Origin of the sequence: Pseudotamlana agarivorans (genome assembly GCF_001642835.1) — a bacterium.
In the GTDB taxonomy this organism is placed as follows: Bacteria; Bacteroidota; Bacteroidia; order Flavobacteriales; family Flavobacteriaceae; genus Pseudotamlana; species Pseudotamlana agarivorans.
Genome location: NZ_LXEI01000008.1, coordinates 69,209 through 88,152, shown reverse-complemented (window position 1 = coordinate 88,152; position 18,944 = coordinate 69,209). Strand labels below are relative to the sequence as shown.

The window sequence follows — 18,944 nt, the reverse complement described above, 5'->3', positions numbered from 1 at the left end:
ATCATACTGCATTTTGAAATATTAATTTAAGTTTAACGCCCCTTTAATGGTATAGCGTTTTTTATCTGATTTAGTTCGTAAAATGATCTCTCCTAAAAAGCCAGCCACAAAAAATTGTGTTCCTATTATCATAGTGGAAAGTGAGATGTAGAATTGCGGACGCTCGGTTATGAGTCTGCCTTGAGGGTTGATCCAGAGTTTATCTAGTCCTAAGTAAAAAGCAAAAGCAAAACCTATGGCAATCATAATAAAACCTAAGGCTCCGAATAAATGCATGGGGCGTTTGCCAAAACGGGATAAAAACCAAATGGTAATGAGGTCTAGAAAACCATGTAAAAACCTATCGATTCCGAACTTTGTAACACCATATTTTCGTGCTTGGTGTTGTACCACTTTTTCACCAATATTGCTAAAACCTGCGTTTTTTGAAAGTACAGGGATGTAGCGGTGCATTTCACCATTGACATCAATGTTTTTTACAACTTCTAACCTATAAGCTTTTAAGCCACAGTTAAAATCGTTTAATTTTACCCCCGAAGTTTTTCTGGCAGCCCAATTAAACAGTTTAGAAGGTAAGTTTTTAGACAATACGGAATCGTAGCGTTTCTTTTTCCATCCCGAAACAAGATCGTAGCCTTCTGCTTTAATCATATGATAAAGCTCGGGGATTTCATCGGGGTTGTCTTGTAAATCGGCATCCATGGTAATTACCACTTCGCCCTGAGCTTTTTCAAAACCAGCGTGAAGAGCCTGTGATTTTCCGTAGTTTCTTAAAAATTGAATGCCTTTTACATGAATGTCTTGTGAAGCCAAATCGGTAATAACCTTCCAGGAATCATCGGTACTGCCATCGTCAATAAAGATGATTTCATATGAAAACTGATTGGATAGCATCACGCGTGCGATCCAATCATGAAGTTCGATTAAAGAGTCTTGTTCGTTAAGTAGTGGAATTACTACAGATATGTTCATTTGAATATTTTCGAAATAATATTCAAAAATACAGAATTTATTCGGCCTCTGGGTTACTTTTTTTCAATGCAGCCGCAACTATGAGTCCGATGATACATAATGGGATTAAATAATTTACTACTAAACTTTGAAAAACGTTACCTATTGAAAACATATTTTGAGACTCAACTTTTTCAACCATTTCATCAATTTGGTCTACCGGGGTATTCAGGCCTTCTAAAGTATTAGCTAGCATGTCTATAGTTTTGGTTTTTAAAATTTCGGCCGCTTCAGGGTCTATAAAGTTGAAAATAACAAACGAAACAAGTGAACTTATAGTTAAGCCTATTAAAATGGTTATAAAATAAGAGGTAAAGGCGTTTTTAAAAGATAAGAAGCCGTTGTAATTCGCTTTTACTTTTGCCACGGTTATGATACCGAAAATAATAACAATAAAATACAAGGAAAAACCATAATATACATTAACAAATAAATCCAAATTAACGGCATAAATTATAACGGTTAAAAATGATAATAGAGCTCCTAAGTATAGGCCGTAATGTGTTGCAATGGACTTTAAAGAATTTTCCATAATGTTTTTTGATTAATTAATTTTTAGTGACTTCTCTTAGTATTCAAATATATTAAAACGTTACATTTGTTTTGTGAAAAAATTTTGACATTACGATTTGTTTGACAAGGAATACGTCATGTTCCTAAAACAGAAACAAATAAAAAGATAAAAAAATATAAAAAGTATTGCAGGTTTGTAAAAAATAACTAAATTTGCACTCCAAAATTGAAAGTAATAAAAAGCATTTAGCGATGAGAAAAGAGATACATCCAGAAAATTATAGAATTGTAGCATTTAAAGATATGTCTAACGAAGATGTATTCTTAACAAAGTCTACAGCAGAAACTAACGAAACTCTTGAAGTTGATGGTGTTGAGTATCCATTAATAAAAATGGAGATTTCTAGAACATCGCACCCGTTCTACACTGGTAAATCTAAATTAGTAGATACAGCTGGTAGAATTGATAAATTCAAAACTAAGTACGCTAAGTTTAAAAAATAATTTAGCAAAAAAATATATTTTAAAAGCCTTTCTGTTAAAGAGAGGCTTTTTTTATTTACCGAATTAAGCTATTTTTGGATTGCAAAACATGAGTTAGGTATTTTTGAGAAAAAATCTCGAAGGCCTAATACCAATTCTTGTTTAAAATGATCTTAAAATAAAATTTTGATTTTTTTCTTTATAGAAAGAAGAAAAATAAAGCATAGCTGAGCTACGGTTTCTTTTTATTCTGAAATAGAAAGGAAATAAGAGCATTTTATTAAGGGTATTTTAAACAAGAATTGGTATGTCTCTTAATTTTATATCTAAAAATGAACTACATTCTTTTTGATGGTCCTTCCCGTAACAATCTGTTGCCTTTTACTTACACAAGACCTGTTGCCGATATTCGTGTTGGCATTTTAACCATTCGTGAGAAGTGGGAATCTTTTTTAGATTGCACTAGTACCACCGTTACCGAAGATTATTTAGCTGATAAGTTTCCGATGGTAGAAATGGAAGACAATGTGATGATTAATGCTTCCTACCTTCCAAGTCCAGAACTGGTGGAAATGATTAAAGATCTTCAAGAGAATCAGGCTATTTTTAATGGAGAGGATGTGATTGCTTTTTTTGCGAAAGAAGAGCAAGAAGATATTGATTTTGATGCCTACGAAGCCATAGAATTTGAAGCGGAAACCATTCAAATCAACCATACTTGGGATATTTTTTCCAAAAACGGCGAGGCGATTCAGGAAGATTTTGATCTCATTACTGAAGGTAGAAAATCTCAATCCATTCCTTCTAGTAATAATATCATTGCACCAGAAAATATTTTTATAGAAGATGGTGCGCGTTTAGAGTTTGTGACTTTAAATGCCTCTAGTGGTCCTATTTATATAGGTAAAAACACTGAAATAATGGAAGGCGCTATCATTAGAGGGCCTTTTGCTTTATGCGACCATGCTACAGTGAAAATGGGTGCTAAAATATATGGGCCTACTACAGTGGGACCTTATAGTAAAGTAGGTGGTGAAATTAATAATTCTGTTTTATTTGGTTATTCTAACAAAGGGCATGATGGCTTTTTAGGAAATTCTGTATTGGGTGAGTGGTGTAACCTTGGTGCCGATACCAATAATTCTAATTTGAAAAATAACTATGCCGAAGTTCGTTTGTGGGACTATCAAACTGAGGGCTTTGCTAAAACAGGGTTGCAGTTTTGTGGTCTTATGATGGGAGATCATAGTAAGTGTGGAATTAACACCATGTTTAATACAGGAACCGTTGTAGGTGTGAGTGCCAATATTTTTGGTAGCGGATTTCCAAGAAACTTTGTGCCTAGTTTTAGTTGGGGTGGAAGCAGTGGATTTACAACCTATTTAACCAAAAAGGCTTTTGAAGTTGCCCATGTAGTGATGTCAAGGCGAAATATTGAACTTACCGAACAAGACAAGGCCATCCTAGAGCATGTTTTTGAAGTTTCTAAAAAGTTTAGACGTGATTAAATATGTTGACTTGGTGTTCTAATTATGAGCATAGTTTTGCTGTATGATTTTTTAGCCATAATGGACTTGGTATTTTTTTTAAAGGACTAGCATTTTTTTTGTAATTTGTGCACGGTTAAAACTTAATTTATTTAGTTTTTACCCTAGCCACCCCAAACGAAATAATATGTTGACGATACTAAAGGATAAAAAAAAGTTTGCCTTGCTTTTTTTTGTGATGCTTATCATCGATACCATTGTTAAAACTAATTTCCCATGGCCTTACCGTTTTATCTCTAAGACGCCAACCATATTACTAATCGTTTTATATTACTATTATAATTATTCGCCTTCAGAGAACCGTAACTTTTTTTGGGTCATGTTGGCCTTGTGTTCCTTTTTTGTAGCCGATTTGTTGATAATAAATAGAGAAAATCAAGTGTTATTGGTTTCTAGCTTTGTAGTATATACCCTAGCAAAGATATTTCTGTGTTTTCGGTTCTCACATAAATCCGATTTTAAAGTCAGTCGTTTAATTCCGTTTTCCATCGTTATATTTGTTTATACGGTTGTGTTAATTTTGTATATACACGACGGATTGGGAAGTTATTTTATCTTCGCGCTTATCAGTTATTTTATATCCTTACTCTTATGTCAGTTTGCTTATCTTCGAAAGGAAGTTGTAGATAAAAAGAGTTATCTTTTTGTATTATCTGGGGTGTTGTGTTACATGGTTTCTGAAGGTATTACTATTATAAATACCTTTAAAACTGATGTGCTTTTTCAAGACTTTTCCATCATGTTTTTCTATGCGACTGGAATTTATTTGATTATACACGGTATAATTACCGAGAAAAGAATGGAGCCAGAAAGCTATTTTTAATCCATTCTACAGAAAAAAGAATCCATCACAAACAAAATATAAAACTCATTATTATGTTTTAACTAGTATGCCAAATACTAAAGTTTGCAATTTTTCTATTTATTAAATTGAATTTGTTTTTTTTGTAATTTGGCATTGGTTAAAATAATAACCTAACCTTAATTTAGGTTTTATTGAAGAATGGATCCAAATTAAACATTATGTTGAACATTATACGAGACAAAAAAAAGTTTGCGATCTTATTCTTTACAGTTTTAATAATTGATACTGCTGTAAAAATAAATTTGCCTGCAGTTCCGTATCGTTATTTTTCAAAACCTTGGGTTTTAGGACTTCTTATTGCGTACTACTATTTTAATAATGAGGCTGCTATAAAGCGTAATTTTTCATGGACCATGCTAGCCTTAGTTTGTTTTTTTTTAGCAGATTTTTTAATTATCAACCACGAAAACATGTATCTTTTAATGACTAGCTTGTTTATATATTCTGTGGCAAAATTGTTTTTATGCTTTCGGTTTTCTCACAAATCAGATTTTCAAGTACGTCGTTTAATTCCTTTTTCTATAGCCATTTTTATTTATACTGTTGGATTAGTGAGTTATATCTATGAGGATTTAGGAAACTATTTTCTGCCAACTTTAATGAGTTACTTTATTTCATTACTCTTATGTCAGTTTGCTTATTTGCGTAAAGAAGTCGTTGATAGAAAAAGTTATCTTTCGGTGTTTTACGGTGTGATATGTTATATGATTTCTGAAGGAATTATGGTTATAAAAACCTTTAAAACAGATGTGCCTTATCAAGACTTTAGTATCATGTTTTTTTATGCCACAGGTGTCTATTTCATGGTGCACGGCGTAATTATTGAAAAACGCTTAGAAGATGTTTAAAGCGTCTTTTTTACGTGTTTGAGATCGAGTAAATTGATAGGGTTAACCCCTAAGCCTTTTACATTTTTTCTCGTAAAACGAATGACTTCATCGTAGTACAGTGGAACCATAAGTGCTTTATCCATAGCTATAGAATCCATGGTTGTGTATATTTTTTTTCTTTCCTCGATATCGGTTACTGTAAAAGCTTTATTGTATAATTGGTCGAAAGTGTCATTTTTAAAATGAAAATAATTAGAACCATGAGGAGCAAAGTTTTTACTGTAAAAAATGGATAAGTAGTTTTCAGCATCCAAATAATCGGCTATCCATGAACTTCTAAACATATCCACCTTACCGTTAGAGCGGGCCGAGCGTAGAGATGCTTCGGGCATCACGTCAACCTGTATGTTTAGTCCAGTTTTTTCTAGTTCACGTTGCATAAATTCGCAAAAACTTAGGTAGTTGCTAGTCGTTACTAAAGTTATTTTAGGGTTGACAATTCCAGTTTCAGTTATAAATTGTGATACTAGCTTTTTTGCTCTTTCAGGTTGGTAATCGTAACCAATGGTTTTGTCATATCCCGGTAAACCCATGGGGATAAAGCCACCGTTAGCAGGTGTGCCAATGCCGTTTCTTAAGTAAACAATCATTTTTTTTCTGTCAAAACCGTAATTAATAGCTTTTCTTAGGAGTTCCGATTGTATTTCGGGCGTTTCAGAATCTAAATAAAAACCTAAATATTCCGTATTTAAGTAGGGTCCACGAATCATGTTTACCGATTCGGCATATTGTTTTTGGAGTTTTCCGTTGGCAGTTAATATTTCATCTTTATATGAAGCGTCTAAACCAGAAACATAATCGATATTTCCTTGTGCAAACTGTAAAAATTCACTCTGTTTGTCAGGGAGAAACGTAATAGCAACGGCTTCTAAATAAGGCAGTTTCCTGCCTTCTTGGTCGGTTTCAAAATAATTGTGATTTTTTCTAAAAACAAGTTTGATGTTTTCTTCCCAGCGTTTAAACTTAAAAGGACCTGTTCCAATAGGGTGACTTCTAAATTCAAATCCATAAAAATCAGCAACTTCATGCGGAATGACCGAGCAGTACTTCATGGTTAAAAGTCCGATAAAAGCAGGGAAAGGTTGTGTAAGTTTAATTTCAAAAATACTGTCGTTAACAGCTTCAAAATCGTCCACTTTGTTTAAAACCCAGCTGCCTGGTGAGGCAATTTTTTCATCTCTAAGTCGGTTAAAGCTGTATTTAAAATCGTTTGCTACAACCGTTCTTGTAGAGTCTTTGCCAAATAATTCGTGGTTATGAAACCATACATCTTGACGCAGATTAAATTGGTAGGTCATGCCGTCTTCCGAAATGGTCCAATTCTTTGCAATACACGGTAGAATATTGAGCTCGTCATCCAGTTGAACGAGGCCGTTAAAAAGCTGATTACAAACCGAGTTGTCTTGCAATGTTCTCGAAAAAGCCGGATCTAAAGTATTGATATTAGCGTATTCGTTGTACCGAAAAACCAAATGATCTCTATTGATGTCGTGGTCGGTCTTACAAGATAAAAAGAAAAGGGTGAGATAAGTAACTGATAAATAGCTTATTATTTGTTTAAGATTAGGTTTTATCATATAACTAATTAGTTGTAAATTTGCACCCTCATATTTTTTGAGCTTCAAGTGTGTCATTCTCTGTTAGAATGCTTTCTTTTTGTTTCTGTATGAGAAAAGGTAAAGATAATTTTTAAAAGATCTTGAAGCAAATTCAAGGTGACAAAATACCATGAATAAGAAAGTCGCATTTTATACTTTAGGTTGTAAATTAAATTTTTCAGAAACCTCTACCATTGCTAGAGATTTTAGTAAAGAAGGTTTTGATAGGGTTGATTTTTCTGAAAAAGCAGATATCTATGTGATTAATACTTGTTCGGTTACCGAAAATGCCGATAAGCGATTTAAAACGATTGTAAAACAAGCCCAAAAGAACAATGAGAATGCTTTTGTGGCAGCTGTAGGGTGTTATGCCCAGTTAAAGCCGCAAGAATTGGCTGATGTTCATGGCGTAGATTTGGTACTTGGTGCTACCGAGAAGTTTAAAATTACCGACTACCTTAACGATTTATCTAAAAACGATTTTGGTGAAGTGCATTCCTGCGAAATCGAAGATGCCGATTTTTATGTGGGTTCTTATTCCATTGGCGATCGAACGCGTGCCTTTTTAAAAGTGCAAGATGGTTGCGATTATAAATGTACCTATTGTACCATTCCTTTAGCTCGAGGTATTTCTAGAAGTGATACCATGACTAACGTCTTAAAAAATGCTCGAGAAATTTCGGAGCAAAATATTAAAGAAATCGTTTTAACTGGTGTTAATATTGGTGACTACGGTAAAGGTGAATTCGGCAATAAAAAACACGAGCATACTTTTTTAGATTTGGTTACCGAATTAGATAAAGTGGAAGGGATTGAGCGTTTAAGAATTTCTTCAATAGAGCCTAATTTACTTAAAAACGAAACCATCGATCTCGTTTCTAAATCTAGGGCTTTTGTACCTCATTTTCATGTGCCTTTACAGTCTGGTTCTAACGAAATTCTAAAAAAAATGAAACGTCGTTACATGCGTGAATTGTATGTAGATCGTGTTTCAAAAATTAAAGAAGTCATGCCTTATGCTTGTATAGGTGTGGATGTTATTGTTGGTTTTCCTGGTGAAACTGATGAACTTTTTTTAGAGACCTATAATTTTTTAAGTACACTGGATATTTCTTATTTACATGTGTTCACGTATTCAGAACGTGATAATACCGAGGCTGTAGACATGGATGGCGTTGTACCTAATAATGTGCGATCCAAACGTAGTAAGATGCTTAGAGGGTTATCGGTTAAAAAACGTCGTGCTTTTTATGAGAGTCAGTTAGGAACGCAAAGAACCGTGTTATTTGAAAGCGAAAATAAGGAAGGCTACATTCATGGGTTTACCGAGAATTACGTTAAAGTAAAAACACCTTGGAATCCAGAATTGGTAAACACACTTCATGAAGTGGTACTTACTGAAATCGATGACGATGGGTTAGTGCGATTTGATTTTGCAGAAGTACTCAATAATATATCATAAAAAAAGCTGCCTCGATTTTAGAGACAGCTTCTTGTTTTATAGCGTTTTGTTAATGCTATTAAATTCTTACTCCTACAGGAAGCATTCGTTTGTACTTTCTGTTACTTCTCATGAATTTAGCGATTTCAGGACTCGTAGGTACCACGCTTAAATTACGTTCTTGAATTTGATCGAAAACAAGGGCTAAAAAATCTTTTTTAAATTCATCATTGGTAATACTTTCAGGAATTACTAATTTGGTTAAAAAAATTTTTCGTTCTTGTAAAGAGTATTCAATTTTCGCTAAATGATCGTCAATCTTAAGTTCATATTGACGTAAAAAATCGTTGTCAATTAATTCTGCAGCTTCCACCATTTTGTCTAAGTTTATGTTTCGGATTGTTAGTCTAGCGAGGGGGGTATTACTATAACTTTGCGCAAAAGTACGAAAAAAAATTGTTAACTGAAAGTAAATTAAAAGTTAATACCTTATGATTCAGTCGCTAATACCTGTTTACTTCATGCCGGGCATGGCAGCAAGCTCACAAATTTTTGAATATATCGACCTGCCTAAAGACACTTTTGAAATGCATTTTTTAGAATGGATGTTACCTTTAAAAGATGAGCCTATTTCAGATTATGCTTTAAGAATGACCAAAAACATAAAGCATGAAAATCCAGTTTTAATAGGGGTTTCCTTTGGGGGAGTGTTGGTTCAAGAAATGAGTAAGCATATCCAGGTGAGAAAACTTATTATCGTTTCAAGCGTTAAGAGTAAATTTGAGTTGCCTAAAACCATGCAATTGGCTAGAACCACAGGTGCTTATAAAATCGTGCCTACGCAATTGGCAAGTAAGATTGATGTTCTAGAAAAATACGCCTTCGGAAAGGAAGTTACCAAGCGCTTGGCCTTGTATAAAAAGTATCTTTCAGTGAATGATCCTAAATATTTAAGTTGGGCTATTAAGGAAATGGTGTGCTGGGACCAAGAGTCGTACGATCCAAATTTAATTCACATTCATGGCGATAAAGACCCTGTTTTTCCGATGCAATACATTAGCAATTGCACCCGTATTCCTGAGGGAACCCATATCATGATTATTAATAAATACAGGTGGTTTAACGCGAATTTACCTCAAATTATATTAGCAGAATAATCGAAATTTCTCTACCTTTAAGGTAAAATTAGAGCAATGAAAAGAATACAAAAAGGTTTTATATTTATAGGGCTATTAAGCTTGTGTGGGATTTTTATTTACGCCGTACAAGATGTGCCTACCGATGAAAATTACGAAAAAGAAAGGGTAAACGGCTATAATGTTTATGCTTTACAAATTCCAGAACATTTAGATTTTGCAGGCGAACCAGTCCCTTTAAAAAATCCAGATATTTACGAGCGTATGGATAGGGAGTTGCTCGTAAATACATACTGGCAATCCAATGGCTTGCTCATGTTTAAGCGTGCAAATAAATGTTTCCCAGTTATAGAACCTATTTTAAAAAAGTACGGTATTCCAGATGACTTTAAGTATTTAGCGGTTATAGAAAGTGGCTTAGTGAATGTGGTATCTCCAGCTGGTGCTCGAGGTATTTGGCAAATCATGCCAGCCACAGCAAGAGAATATGGTTTAGAAGTAAACGATAATGTTGATGAACGTTATCATCTTGAGAAATCTACGGAAGCGGCTTGTCAGTACTTGCTAAAATCTAAAGAATTGCTAGGTAGTTGGACGCTCGCTGCGGCGGCCTACAATGCAGGGAATTCAGGAGTGTCGCGCCGATTAAGTGATCAAATGGTTGATGATTATTACGATTTATTATTAGGAGAAGAAACTGGGCGCTATGTGTTTAGAATCATAGCTTTAAAAGAAATTTTATCAAACCCTAAGAAATACGGATTCAATTTTAGAGAAAAAGATTTATATAGCGAAGTGCCATCTTATACGGTTAAGGTTGATACCGCAGTAACCGATTTTGCTGTATTTGCTAAAAAGTTTGATATCAATTATAAGATTTTAAAAATTCACAATCCTTGGTTACGTGAACCTAAACTTAATAATAGCAGTCGTAAGCTATATCATATTGAAATCCCAATGAAAGGGGTGTACCCTAATAAATAATATTTTGGTTGAAATCTTACCAAGAAGATTTAGCCAATAAAAAAAGCTCAAAACTGAAAGTTTTGAGCTTTTTTTATGTGTGTTTTATAAGGATTGTTAGCCGCGACGTTTTTGTGCTCTTAAAGAACCACCAGCGCCGTAATGCTGATTTGGCATTTGTGCGCGTTTCATGTTGTCCTTCATCATTTTAATTTGATCGGTTAACATACCTTGTTTATCCAGTTTTGTCGCTTCAGAAAGTAGTTTTTGTGCTTCTTGTTTTCTGCGTTTAGAAAAAGCGATTCCTGCTAAATTCAATTTTGCCATGGCTAAATCATGATCCATAGAAAGTCCTAAAGCAATGGCTTTTTTGAAAAACTTTTCAGATTCATTCATATTGGTTTGAGAAACCATGATACCATGTAAGTAGTTATAGTAGCCTTGTTGTTTTTTTACTAAAGCACCTTCCGGGTTTTTAATTTTATTGAGCCATCCTTTAGCGCCTTCAAAATCTTGCTTACGTAATTTTAAAAAGGCTAATAGTATGAATTCATTCTTGAAATAAAGAAAAATGAATATCAATGATAGTAGGATAAGCATAATACCGTTGCCGATATTACTTTCGGTAAATTGATACACGGCATAAGCAATAATCGCTACAGCTAAAACAAGTTTTATATTTTTGTTGAACATAATCTGTATTTTCGAATAATTTTTAGAAGTCGTTCTTGAAAAAACGACGTATTTTGGTCATTTAAGATTGCAAAGAAACTAAATTTTTATCAAATTTTATATATTAAGGAATAACAAAAGAAAGGTCTTAACCTTAATATATAAAGGACTTACATGCTATGGGTTACAAAATAAAAATTATTCAATTTTTTTTACATTTAGGTTTGCGGAAGTAAAAACTCTTTGTATATTTGCCCTCGGTTTTGAAGAAAGGCCAAAGGATTAAAAAAAACATACATTTTCAGAATTAAAGATATAAGACAATGAGTAAAAGAACATTTCAGCCTTCTAAAAGAAAGAGAAGAAACAAACACGGTTTCAGAGAAAGAATGGCTTCTGCTAACGGTAGAAAGGTATTAGCACGTAGAAGAGCTAAAGGAAGAAAAAAATTGTCTGTATCATCTGAAACTAGACATAAAAAATAATTGATGAATAATTGTTTATAAAAATAAAGGTGTTACTTAAGTGTAACGCCTTTTTTTATATCATCTTATTATTATTTTTGTAAATCATTAACTTTCAATATTATAACTAGATCATAAAATGCCTAAAAATCCAAAATTAAAATCGATACTTATTATAGGGTCTGGGCCAATTGTAATTGGACAAGCGTGTGAGTTTGACTATTCAGGGTCACAATCTTTGAGATCTTTAAGAGAAGATGGAATTGAAACTATTTTAATTAATTCGAACCCTGCAACTATCATGACCGATCCTTCTATGGCCGATCATGTGTACTTGTTACCTTTAACTACAAAGTCGATTATTAAAATTTTAGAAGAACACCCTCAAATTGATGCTGTTTTACCTACTATGGGAGGACAAACGGCATTAAATTTATGTATTGAAGCTGATGAAAAGGGGATTTGGAAAGATTTTGGAGTAGAATTAATAGGTGTTGATATCAACGCGATTAATATTACAGAAGATAGAGAGCAATTTAGAGAGTTGATGAATAAAATTGGTGTAGCTATGGCACCTCAAGCTACAGCAACATCATTTTTAAAAGGTAAAGAAATTGCACAAGAATTTGGTTTCCCATTATGTATTCGTTCTTCCTTTACTTTAGGTGGTGCAGGAGCCGCTATTGTTTACGAAGAGAAGGATTTTGATAAACTTTTAAGACATGGTCTTGAAGTATCTCCAATTCACGAAGTTATGATCGATAAGGCCATGATGGGCTGGAAAGAATATGAGTTAGAGTTACTTCGTGATAGAAACGATAACGTAGTTATTATCTGTTCTATTGAAAATATGGACCCGATGGGAATTCATACAGGAGACTCTATCACCGTGGCACCAGCCATGACATTAAGCGATACCACCTTCCAGAAAATGCGTGATATGGCTATTAAAATGATGCGTAGTATTGGTGATTTTGAAGGTGGATGTAACGTACAGTTTGCTGTAAGTCCAGATGAGAAAGAAGAAATTATTGCCATTGAAATTAACCCTCGTGTGTCACGTTCATCGGCATTAGCAAGTAAAGCTACAGGATATCCTATCGCTAAAATTGCTACTAAATTAGCTATAGGTTACACTTTAGATGAATTAGATAACCAAATTACAAAATCAACTTCAGCTTTATTTGAGCCGACTTTAGATTACGTTATCGTAAAAATACCACGTTGGAACTTTGATAAATTTGAAGGATCTGATCGTACTTTAGGTCTTCAAATGAAAGCCGTAGGTGAGGTTATGGGTATTGGACGTTCGTTCCAAGAAGCACTTCATAAAGCCACTCAGTCTTTAGAAATTAAACGTAATGGTTTAGGTGCCGATGGAAAAGGGTATACCGATTATAACCAAATCATCGATAAATTAACCAATGCAAGTTGGGATCGTGTATTCGTAATTTACGATGCCATTGCCATGGGAATTCCTTTAAGTCAGATTTACGATATCACTAAAATTGATATGTGGTACTTAAAGCAGTACGAGGAATTATTCCAATTAGAAAAAGAAATTTCTACATACACTATCGATACTTTAGATCGCGATTTACTTTTAGAAGCGAAGCAAAAAGGATATGGTGACCGTCAAATAGCACACATGTTGGGCTGTTTAGAAAGTCAGGTGTATAATAAAAGGGAAGAACTTAACATTCAACGTGTGTTTAAGTTAGTAGATACCTGTGCTGCAGAGTTTACGGCTAAAACACCATATTACTATTCAACTTTCGAAAATACGATTGAAAGCGCCGAAGGCGAAACATACGTACACAACGAAAGTGTGGTAACCGATAAAAAGAAGATTGTTGTTTTAGGTTCTGGACCAAACCGAATCGGACAAGGTATCGAGTTTGATTACTGTTGTGTGCATGGGGTTTTAGCAGCTGCCGAGTGTGGTTACGAAACCATCATGATTAACTGTAACCCTGAAACGGTTTCTACCGATTTCGATACGGCCGATAAATTATACTTCGAGCCAGTATTCTGGGAGCATATCTACGATATCATCCGTCATGAAAACCCAGAAGGTGTTATCGTGCAATTAGGTGGACAAACCGCTTTAAAATTAGCAGAAAAGCTAACCAAATACGGTATCAAAATTATAGGAACGAGTTTCGAGGCTTTAGATTTAGCTGAAGACCGCGGAAGTTTCTCTAAACTATTAAAGGATCACAATATTCCTTACCCTGAATTTGGAGTTGCTGAAAATGCTGATGAAGCTTTAAAATTAGCTGAAGAATTAGATTTCCCAATCTTAGTACGTCCATCGTATGTATTAGGTGGTCAAGGGATGAAAATTGTTATCAATAAAGAAGAATTAGTAGAGCACGTTGTTGATTTACTAAGAAAAATTCCAAACAATAAACTGTTATTAGATCACTACTTAGATGGTGCTATTGAAGCTGAAGCAGATGCGATTTGCGATGCCGATGGAAATGTATACATTATTGGTATCATGGAGCATATCGAACCTTGTGGGGTACACTCTGGAGATTCTAATGCGACTTTACCAGCCTTCAACTTAGGTGACTTGGTGATGCAACAAATTATAGACCATACCCACACCATTGCTAGAGCATTAAATACGGTAGGTTTAATTAACATTCAGTTTGCCGTTAAAGATGATAAAGTTTACATTATCGAAGCAAACCCAAGAGCTTCTAGAACCGTACCATTTATAGCTAAAGCTTACAAAGAGCCTTATGTAAATTACGCGACTAAAGTAATGTTGGGAGCTAAAAAGGTAACCGACTTTAAATTTAACCCTCAACTTGAAGGTTATGCAATTAAACAACCGGTATTCTCTTTTAATAAATTCCCGAATGTAGATAAGCGTTTAGGACCTGAAATGAAGAGTACAGGTGAAAGTATCTTATTTATAGATAGCTTAAAAGATGATCAGTTTTACGACTTATACGCAAGACGTAAAATGTACTTGAGTAAGTAATTTACTGAGATATAGATATAAAAAAAGCCGCTTAAAGCGGCTTTTTTTATAATGCTATTTTGGCATTTTGATTTTTTAACAAGGCAAGGTGTTCTTCCATTATAAATTCTGATGCCTTGAATGTAGAAGTTCTGGATTTTGACTGCTCTTGTCGTGCAATACTTCTAGCAAAGCGTCGTATGCTTTGCTTATCGTCTAATATGAGCCCTGGTACAGGTACATTATTTCCATTTTCGTCTTTAGCTACCATAGTAAAATATGACGAATTACAGTGCTTTATTTCACCAGATTGAATATTTTGAGATTCTACGCGTAGGCCAACCACCATAGAGGTGTTACCTGTGTAGTTTATAGAGGCTTTTAAAGTGACCAATTCACCAACTTCAATAGGATTAAGAAAATCCACTCGATTAACAGATGCTGTCACACAATAATGTCTCGAATGCTTTGAAGCACAGGCGAAGGCAATTTGATCCATTAAGCCTAAAATATGTCCGCCATGAATTTTACCACTAAAATTGGAGTGGGATGGGAGCATGAGTTGGGTAATTGAAACTTGTGATTCTGATGCGTGTTTAAACATAAAACTATTTATTAAGGAGTGTGTTTTTTTCGTGTTTTTTAATTTTTTCAACTTTGGTTACAAAGTGTTTGGTATGACCTAGCCAAAAGAGGTTTCTGTAGCGTTCGAAATAGTGAAGTTTTACATATTCTCCTTGATAATTATTAAGGTCGTCTATAACAGCTTGTTCGCCTTTTTCTACCGAAAACTCAAAAAACTGAGATTCTGAAACGCCCTGACTTATTTGACCTTCCCAAGTTTTAATCACCATACCTTTTTTAGTGAATTTAACCAATTCACCTGCCCGAACGCCTTCGCTATAATGTGCAAAATAAATAAAGCAGAAATAGCCTGCAGCTACGATGATTAGGGCGATAATAATTTTAAAAATTACTTTTATCATGATGTTTTCGTATTAAATATGATCTTCTTCGGCACGTTTGATAATGGCTTCAGGAAGTGCTTTTTTGGCTTTGGCTCCCATCTTTTTAAGCTTTTCAATGCTTGTAATGATGTTCCCTCTACCGTCTACTAATTTATTCATAGCTGCTGAATAATCACTCTTAGCAGCATCTATTTTTTTACCTACACCTGTTAAATCGGTGACTAGGCCTTCAAATTTATCATATAGCGCACCGGCTTGTCTAGCAATTTCTAAGGCATTGCGTTGCTGCTTCTCGTTATTCCACATGGTATCAATAGTACGTAATGTGGCTAGGAGGGTAGATGGTGTTACAATAACAATATTCTTTTCAAAAGCTTTGTTGTAAATCGTATTATCTTCATGTACAACCACAGCAAAGGCAGGTTCTATAGGGATAAACATCAATACGAAATCCGGAGATTCCATATCGTATAAATCTTGATAGTTCTTTTCTGAAAGCTGGTCTACATGGCGCTTAATAGAATTAACATGGGCTTTTAAGTGAATGGCTTTGTCATCGTCTTCGGCATTTACTAAGCGTTCGTAATCGGTTAGTGACACCTTGCTGTCAATAATCATTTTTTTGCCATCTGGAAGGCTTAATACCACATCTGGTAATACTCTAGTGCCATCGGCTTTGGTGAAACTTTGCTGTACAAAGTATTCACGATCTTTTTCTAAGCCCGATTTTTCCAATACGCGCTCTAATACCAATTCGCCCCAGTTTCCTTGCATTTTGCTGTCACCTTTTAATGCGCGGGTTAAATTGGTGGTTTCTTTGGTCATTTGTAGGTTTAAATCCTTCAAGCCTAGCAACTGTTCTTTAAGTGCCGAATGCATGATGAGGCTTTCTTTTTGAGAGCTATCTACTTTTTCTTCAAAAGTTTTAATTTTCTCTTGCAGCGGATTTAAAATATTCTTGATGTTTTCTTTATTCTGAATGGTAAATTTCTCAGATTTTTCGTCTAGAATTTTATTGGCAAGATTCTCAAATTCTTTGGTGAACTTTTCTTGAAGTTTTTCTACTTCAGCTTTTTGTTCATCATTTTTTAATTGAAGATTTTCAAATTCAGAATTTTTACGTGTCAATTCGGTGTTTAAAAAATCCTTTTCACGTCGAATGGCTTCACGTTCGGTTTCAATTTTAGAAATGGTCTCTTTTAAGGCATCCAACTGGCTGTTGAAGTGATTGAATTCCTTTTGTTTGTCACTTTCTGCTTGTTGTTTAAAATCGGCTAATTGTTGTTGTAAATTATTATTACGTTCTTCTAAAGTACTTTTTTCGCTTTTACTTTTAAGGTTTGTAATCAGTTTACCAATATAAGCGCCAATGGCAGCAGCAATAAGAATAGCGATTATTAATATGAGATTGTCGTTCATTTAAAAAAGAAATATATTCAAATATATATTTTTTAGATTTAAGAATTAATCTCAAGATTCAATTTAATAACATTTTTAGGAATTCCAGATTTTCTGTAAATTATTAAAATAAATTAAGCAGCTTATGTGTGATTTACTTATAAAATTGAATTGTTTATGGTAATGTCTGCATCTTTCCAAGCTTTATCAAACTCGGCTTTTATGGTCTTGGCTTCTGTTGTTTTTCCTTGAGCGATTAGGCTATTGTATAATCCTATCAACGACCAACCATTTTGTCTCAAAATGCTTAAATCTTCCGTATAAATATTTTCGGCTTCCTTATATTTCTTTGCTTTCATTAAAATGGCTCCTAAACTTTGACGGGTAGGAATGTGCCAAGCAGCGGGTTCGGTGTATACTAGGGCATCTTCAAAAACAACGGCCTTTTGTAAATGTGTGATGGCCTGATTTAAATTCCCTTTTGCAGCCTCGAGCTCTCCTGAAACGACTTCAAAGGCAATATGAGCTGAATGTATGGAAGCATTATTAGCTGTGGCCACCAAGGTTTCTAATTCAGGATCATTTTTCAGAATTTCAATTTTATCTAGTTCTATTTGAGCCTTATCTATATTCCCTTTTCTTATAAATGCTATGCCTCGGGCATAGTGTCGCATCAGGTTAAGATGTTTGATTTTTGAACTAGGCGCAGGAATGGTTAAAATCTCGTTCCACTTGCCAAACCGTGTGTAAGCCAGTAATGGAGTGGCTGCAAAATCCTGCAAGAAAGGCATTTCTAAAAATTCGCCCATAGGTACTTTTTCGGCTGTTTTTTTTGCGGCATCAATGGCAATATCGCTGGCGCCCAATAAACTCGCCGACGACCATAAAAAATGAATGTTATGCGGATAATAACCAAGCGGATAAAGGCCTTGCGAAAAACATTGTGAAATATAGTTTTCATCGGCCAATATGGCTTTTTGGTTCGTCGTTACCGCATCTTTGTATCTGCCAACTCGAATATAAATATGAGAAGGCATGTGTACAATATGTCCGGCTCCAGGCATTAGCGAAGCAAGTTTATCGGCACTTGCCACGCCCATATCGGGATAAGGAAGTTCAACCATATGAATGAAATAATGGTGGGCTCCTGGATTTTCTGGTTCGAGTGTCATGGCTTTCTCTAAGGCTGCTTTAGCTTCTTTGATATTTGGAGATGGCTCTCCATTTTTGTCCCAATAATTCCACGGTATGGTATTCATAACTGAGGCAGCATATAGAATTTGAATATTAGCATCTTCAGGAAAATGTTGCAATACGGTTTCCATAGCTTTCATATAGGCCATGTTGAGTGTGTCTGGATTCGCTTTGAAATCGTTACTATACCTTGACGAAAGCGCTTTTATGAGTTCCTGTTCTTTATTACTGGCATTTGGTTTTAATAAAAGCGCTTTGGTAATGGCTTCGTTAATTTTTGTTTTGCGCTCATCGGTTGGTGTAGGATCATTTATGTTAGGTCCTAAGGCAAATGCTTGTCCCCAGAATGCCATAGCCATATCAGGGTCTAAGCGTGCGGCTTCCATAAAGGAACGATGTGCTTCCGCATGATTAAAGGCATATGATAATTTCACCCCTTGGTTAAAGAATGCTTGAGCTCTATCGTTTTTGGTGGTCACTTTAAAATGGAGCTTTCCTAAATTATTAAACAATGGTGAAATTTGTTTCGTGGAATCTATGTCTTCTAACAAATACTTTGCAGGTGTGCATGATATAGTACTCATCACCAGTTTTGGTAATTTGGGGGTTGCTTCAGATAAAGAAAAAGTTATTGAGCCATAGACCAGAACCAGTAATAGGGTGCTGCTAATAGCAATTATGAATCTAGATTTCATTTGATTGAAAATTAAAAGTGATCAATGCCATTTTTTATCCCGATGCATGGCATAAAAATTCAGGTCTGCTTTTAATTTTCTTAAGGAGAGAGTTTTGTAATATTCAGTAAATCAAATATTTAAAGATAGTTA

Annotated in this window: 18 protein-coding genes; 9 read left to right on the top strand and 9 right to left on the bottom strand. The window is 34.6% G+C overall.

The features are described 5' to 3' along the window. Positions 1-21: 21 nt before the first annotated feature. Complete coding sequence (locus tag A6I66_RS09860) at positions 22-972, bottom strand: glycosyltransferase family 2 protein (protein WP_067148558.1); 951 nt, start codon at positions 970-972, stop codon at positions 22-24. Between the two features lie 37 nt (positions 973-1,009). Further along, on the bottom strand, positions 1,010-1,543 hold the full coding sequence (locus tag A6I66_RS09855) for a DUF4199 domain-containing protein (protein ID WP_067148555.1): 534 nt from the start codon (positions 1,541-1,543) through the stop codon (positions 1,010-1,012). 233 nt (positions 1,544-1,776) lie between these two features. Here A6I66_RS09855 and A6I66_RS09850 point away from each other — a divergent pair, with 233 nt between their 5' ends. The 4 genes from A6I66_RS09850 (at position 1,777) to A6I66_RS09835 (ending at position 5,267) form a co-directional block, all read left to right on the top strand. Continuing rightward, positions 1,777-2,028, top strand: a complete 252-nt coding sequence (locus A6I66_RS09850) for a type B 50S ribosomal protein L31 (RefSeq protein ID WP_067148552.1) — start codon at positions 1,777-1,779, stop codon at positions 2,026-2,028. 311 nt (positions 2,029-2,339) lie between these two features. Beyond that, positions 2,340-3,515, top strand: coding sequence for a GlmU family protein (locus tag A6I66_RS09845; RefSeq protein ID WP_067148549.1), 1,176 nt, complete (start codon positions 2,340-2,342; stop codon positions 3,513-3,515). A gap of 166 nt (positions 3,516-3,681) precedes the next feature. Then, entirely contained in the window at positions 3,682-4,377 is a 696-nt protein-coding gene (locus A6I66_RS09840; RefSeq protein ID WP_067148546.1) for a lysoplasmalogenase family protein, read from the top strand. Positions 4,378-4,577: 200 nt separating this feature from the next. Beyond that, the gene (locus A6I66_RS09835) at positions 4,578-5,267 is read left to right on the top strand and encodes a lysoplasmalogenase family protein (RefSeq protein WP_067148543.1); all 690 of its coding nucleotides are present in this window, start codon (positions 4,578-4,580) and stop codon (positions 5,265-5,267) included. On the opposite strand, the gene A6I66_RS09830 is transcribed toward A6I66_RS09835, so the two are convergent. Continuing rightward, entirely contained in the window at positions 5,264-6,886 is a 1,623-nt protein-coding gene (locus A6I66_RS09830; RefSeq protein WP_067148540.1) for an ABC transporter substrate-binding protein, read from the bottom strand. The genes A6I66_RS09835 and A6I66_RS09830 overlap by 4 nt on opposite strands. Positions 6,887-7,037: 151 nt before the next feature. Here A6I66_RS09830 and mtaB point away from each other — a divergent pair, with 151 nt between their 5' ends. Beyond that, positions 7,038-8,369: a tRNA (N(6)-L-threonylcarbamoyladenosine(37)-C(2))-methylthiotransferase MtaB gene (gene mtaB / locus A6I66_RS09825; protein ID WP_067148538.1), complete on the top strand. Its 1,332-nt coding sequence runs from the start codon at positions 7,038-7,040 to the stop codon at positions 8,367-8,369. 58 nt (positions 8,370-8,427) lie between these two features. Here mtaB and A6I66_RS09820 read toward each other — a convergent pair whose 3' ends face one another. Then, positions 8,428-8,724: an N-acetyltransferase gene (locus A6I66_RS09820; protein ID WP_067148535.1), complete on the bottom strand. Its 297-nt coding sequence runs from the start codon at positions 8,722-8,724 to the stop codon at positions 8,428-8,430. 115 nt (positions 8,725-8,839) lie between these two features. Here A6I66_RS09820 and A6I66_RS09815 point away from each other — a divergent pair, with 115 nt between their 5' ends. Together A6I66_RS09815 and A6I66_RS09810 are read left to right on the top strand one after the other, a co-directional pair. Next, positions 8,840-9,505 carry an alpha/beta hydrolase family protein gene (locus tag A6I66_RS09815; RefSeq protein ID WP_067148532.1) on the top strand — a complete coding sequence of 222 codons (666 nt, stop codon included), beginning with the start codon at positions 8,840-8,842 and terminating at the stop codon, positions 9,503-9,505. A gap of 36 nt (positions 9,506-9,541) precedes the next feature. Next, on the top strand, positions 9,542-10,468 hold the full coding sequence (locus tag A6I66_RS09810; protein ID WP_067148529.1) for a lytic transglycosylase domain-containing protein: 927 nt from the start codon (positions 9,542-9,544) through the stop codon (positions 10,466-10,468). A gap of 96 nt (positions 10,469-10,564) precedes the next feature. Here the strand turns inward: A6I66_RS09810 and A6I66_RS09805 are convergent, their stop codons facing one another. Beyond that, on the bottom strand, positions 10,565-11,140 hold the full coding sequence (locus tag A6I66_RS09805; protein WP_067148526.1) for a hypothetical protein: 576 nt from the start codon (positions 11,138-11,140) through the stop codon (positions 10,565-10,567). A gap of 302 nt (positions 11,141-11,442) precedes the next feature. Here A6I66_RS09805 and rpmH point away from each other — a divergent pair, with 302 nt between their 5' ends. Together rpmH and carB are read left to right on the top strand one after the other, a co-directional pair. After that, positions 11,443-11,604, top strand: coding sequence for a 50S ribosomal protein L34 (gene rpmH / locus A6I66_RS09800; RefSeq protein ID WP_027878648.1), 162 nt, complete (start codon positions 11,443-11,445; stop codon positions 11,602-11,604). Positions 11,605-11,722: 118 nt separating this feature from the next. Then, positions 11,723-14,578, top strand: coding sequence for a carbamoyl-phosphate synthase large subunit (gene carB, locus A6I66_RS09795; RefSeq protein WP_067148523.1), 2,856 nt, complete (start codon positions 11,723-11,725; stop codon positions 14,576-14,578). A gap of 46 nt (positions 14,579-14,624) precedes the next feature. Here carB and A6I66_RS09790 read toward each other — a convergent pair whose 3' ends face one another. From A6I66_RS09790 to A6I66_RS09775, 4 genes are all read right to left on the bottom strand, one after another. Next, the gene (locus A6I66_RS09790) at positions 14,625-15,161 is read right to left on the bottom strand and encodes an acyl-CoA thioesterase (protein WP_067148959.1); all 537 of its coding nucleotides are present in this window, start codon (positions 15,159-15,161) and stop codon (positions 14,625-14,627) included. A 4-nt stretch (positions 15,162-15,165) separates the two neighbouring features. Then, positions 15,166-15,543, bottom strand: a complete 378-nt coding sequence (locus A6I66_RS09785; RefSeq protein WP_067148520.1) for a 6-phosphogluconate dehydrogenase — start codon at positions 15,541-15,543, stop codon at positions 15,166-15,168. A 12-nt stretch (positions 15,544-15,555) separates the two neighbouring features. Next, positions 15,556-16,944 (bottom strand): DNA recombination protein RmuC, encoded by a 1,389-nt coding sequence (gene rmuC / locus A6I66_RS09780; RefSeq protein ID WP_067148517.1) that lies wholly within the window; start codon positions 16,942-16,944, stop codon positions 15,556-15,558. 137 nt (positions 16,945-17,081) lie between these two features. After that, positions 17,082-18,812, bottom strand: coding sequence for a tetratricopeptide repeat protein (locus tag A6I66_RS09775; protein WP_067148515.1), 1,731 nt, complete (start codon positions 18,810-18,812; stop codon positions 17,082-17,084). Positions 18,813-18,944: the final 132 nt, after the last annotated feature.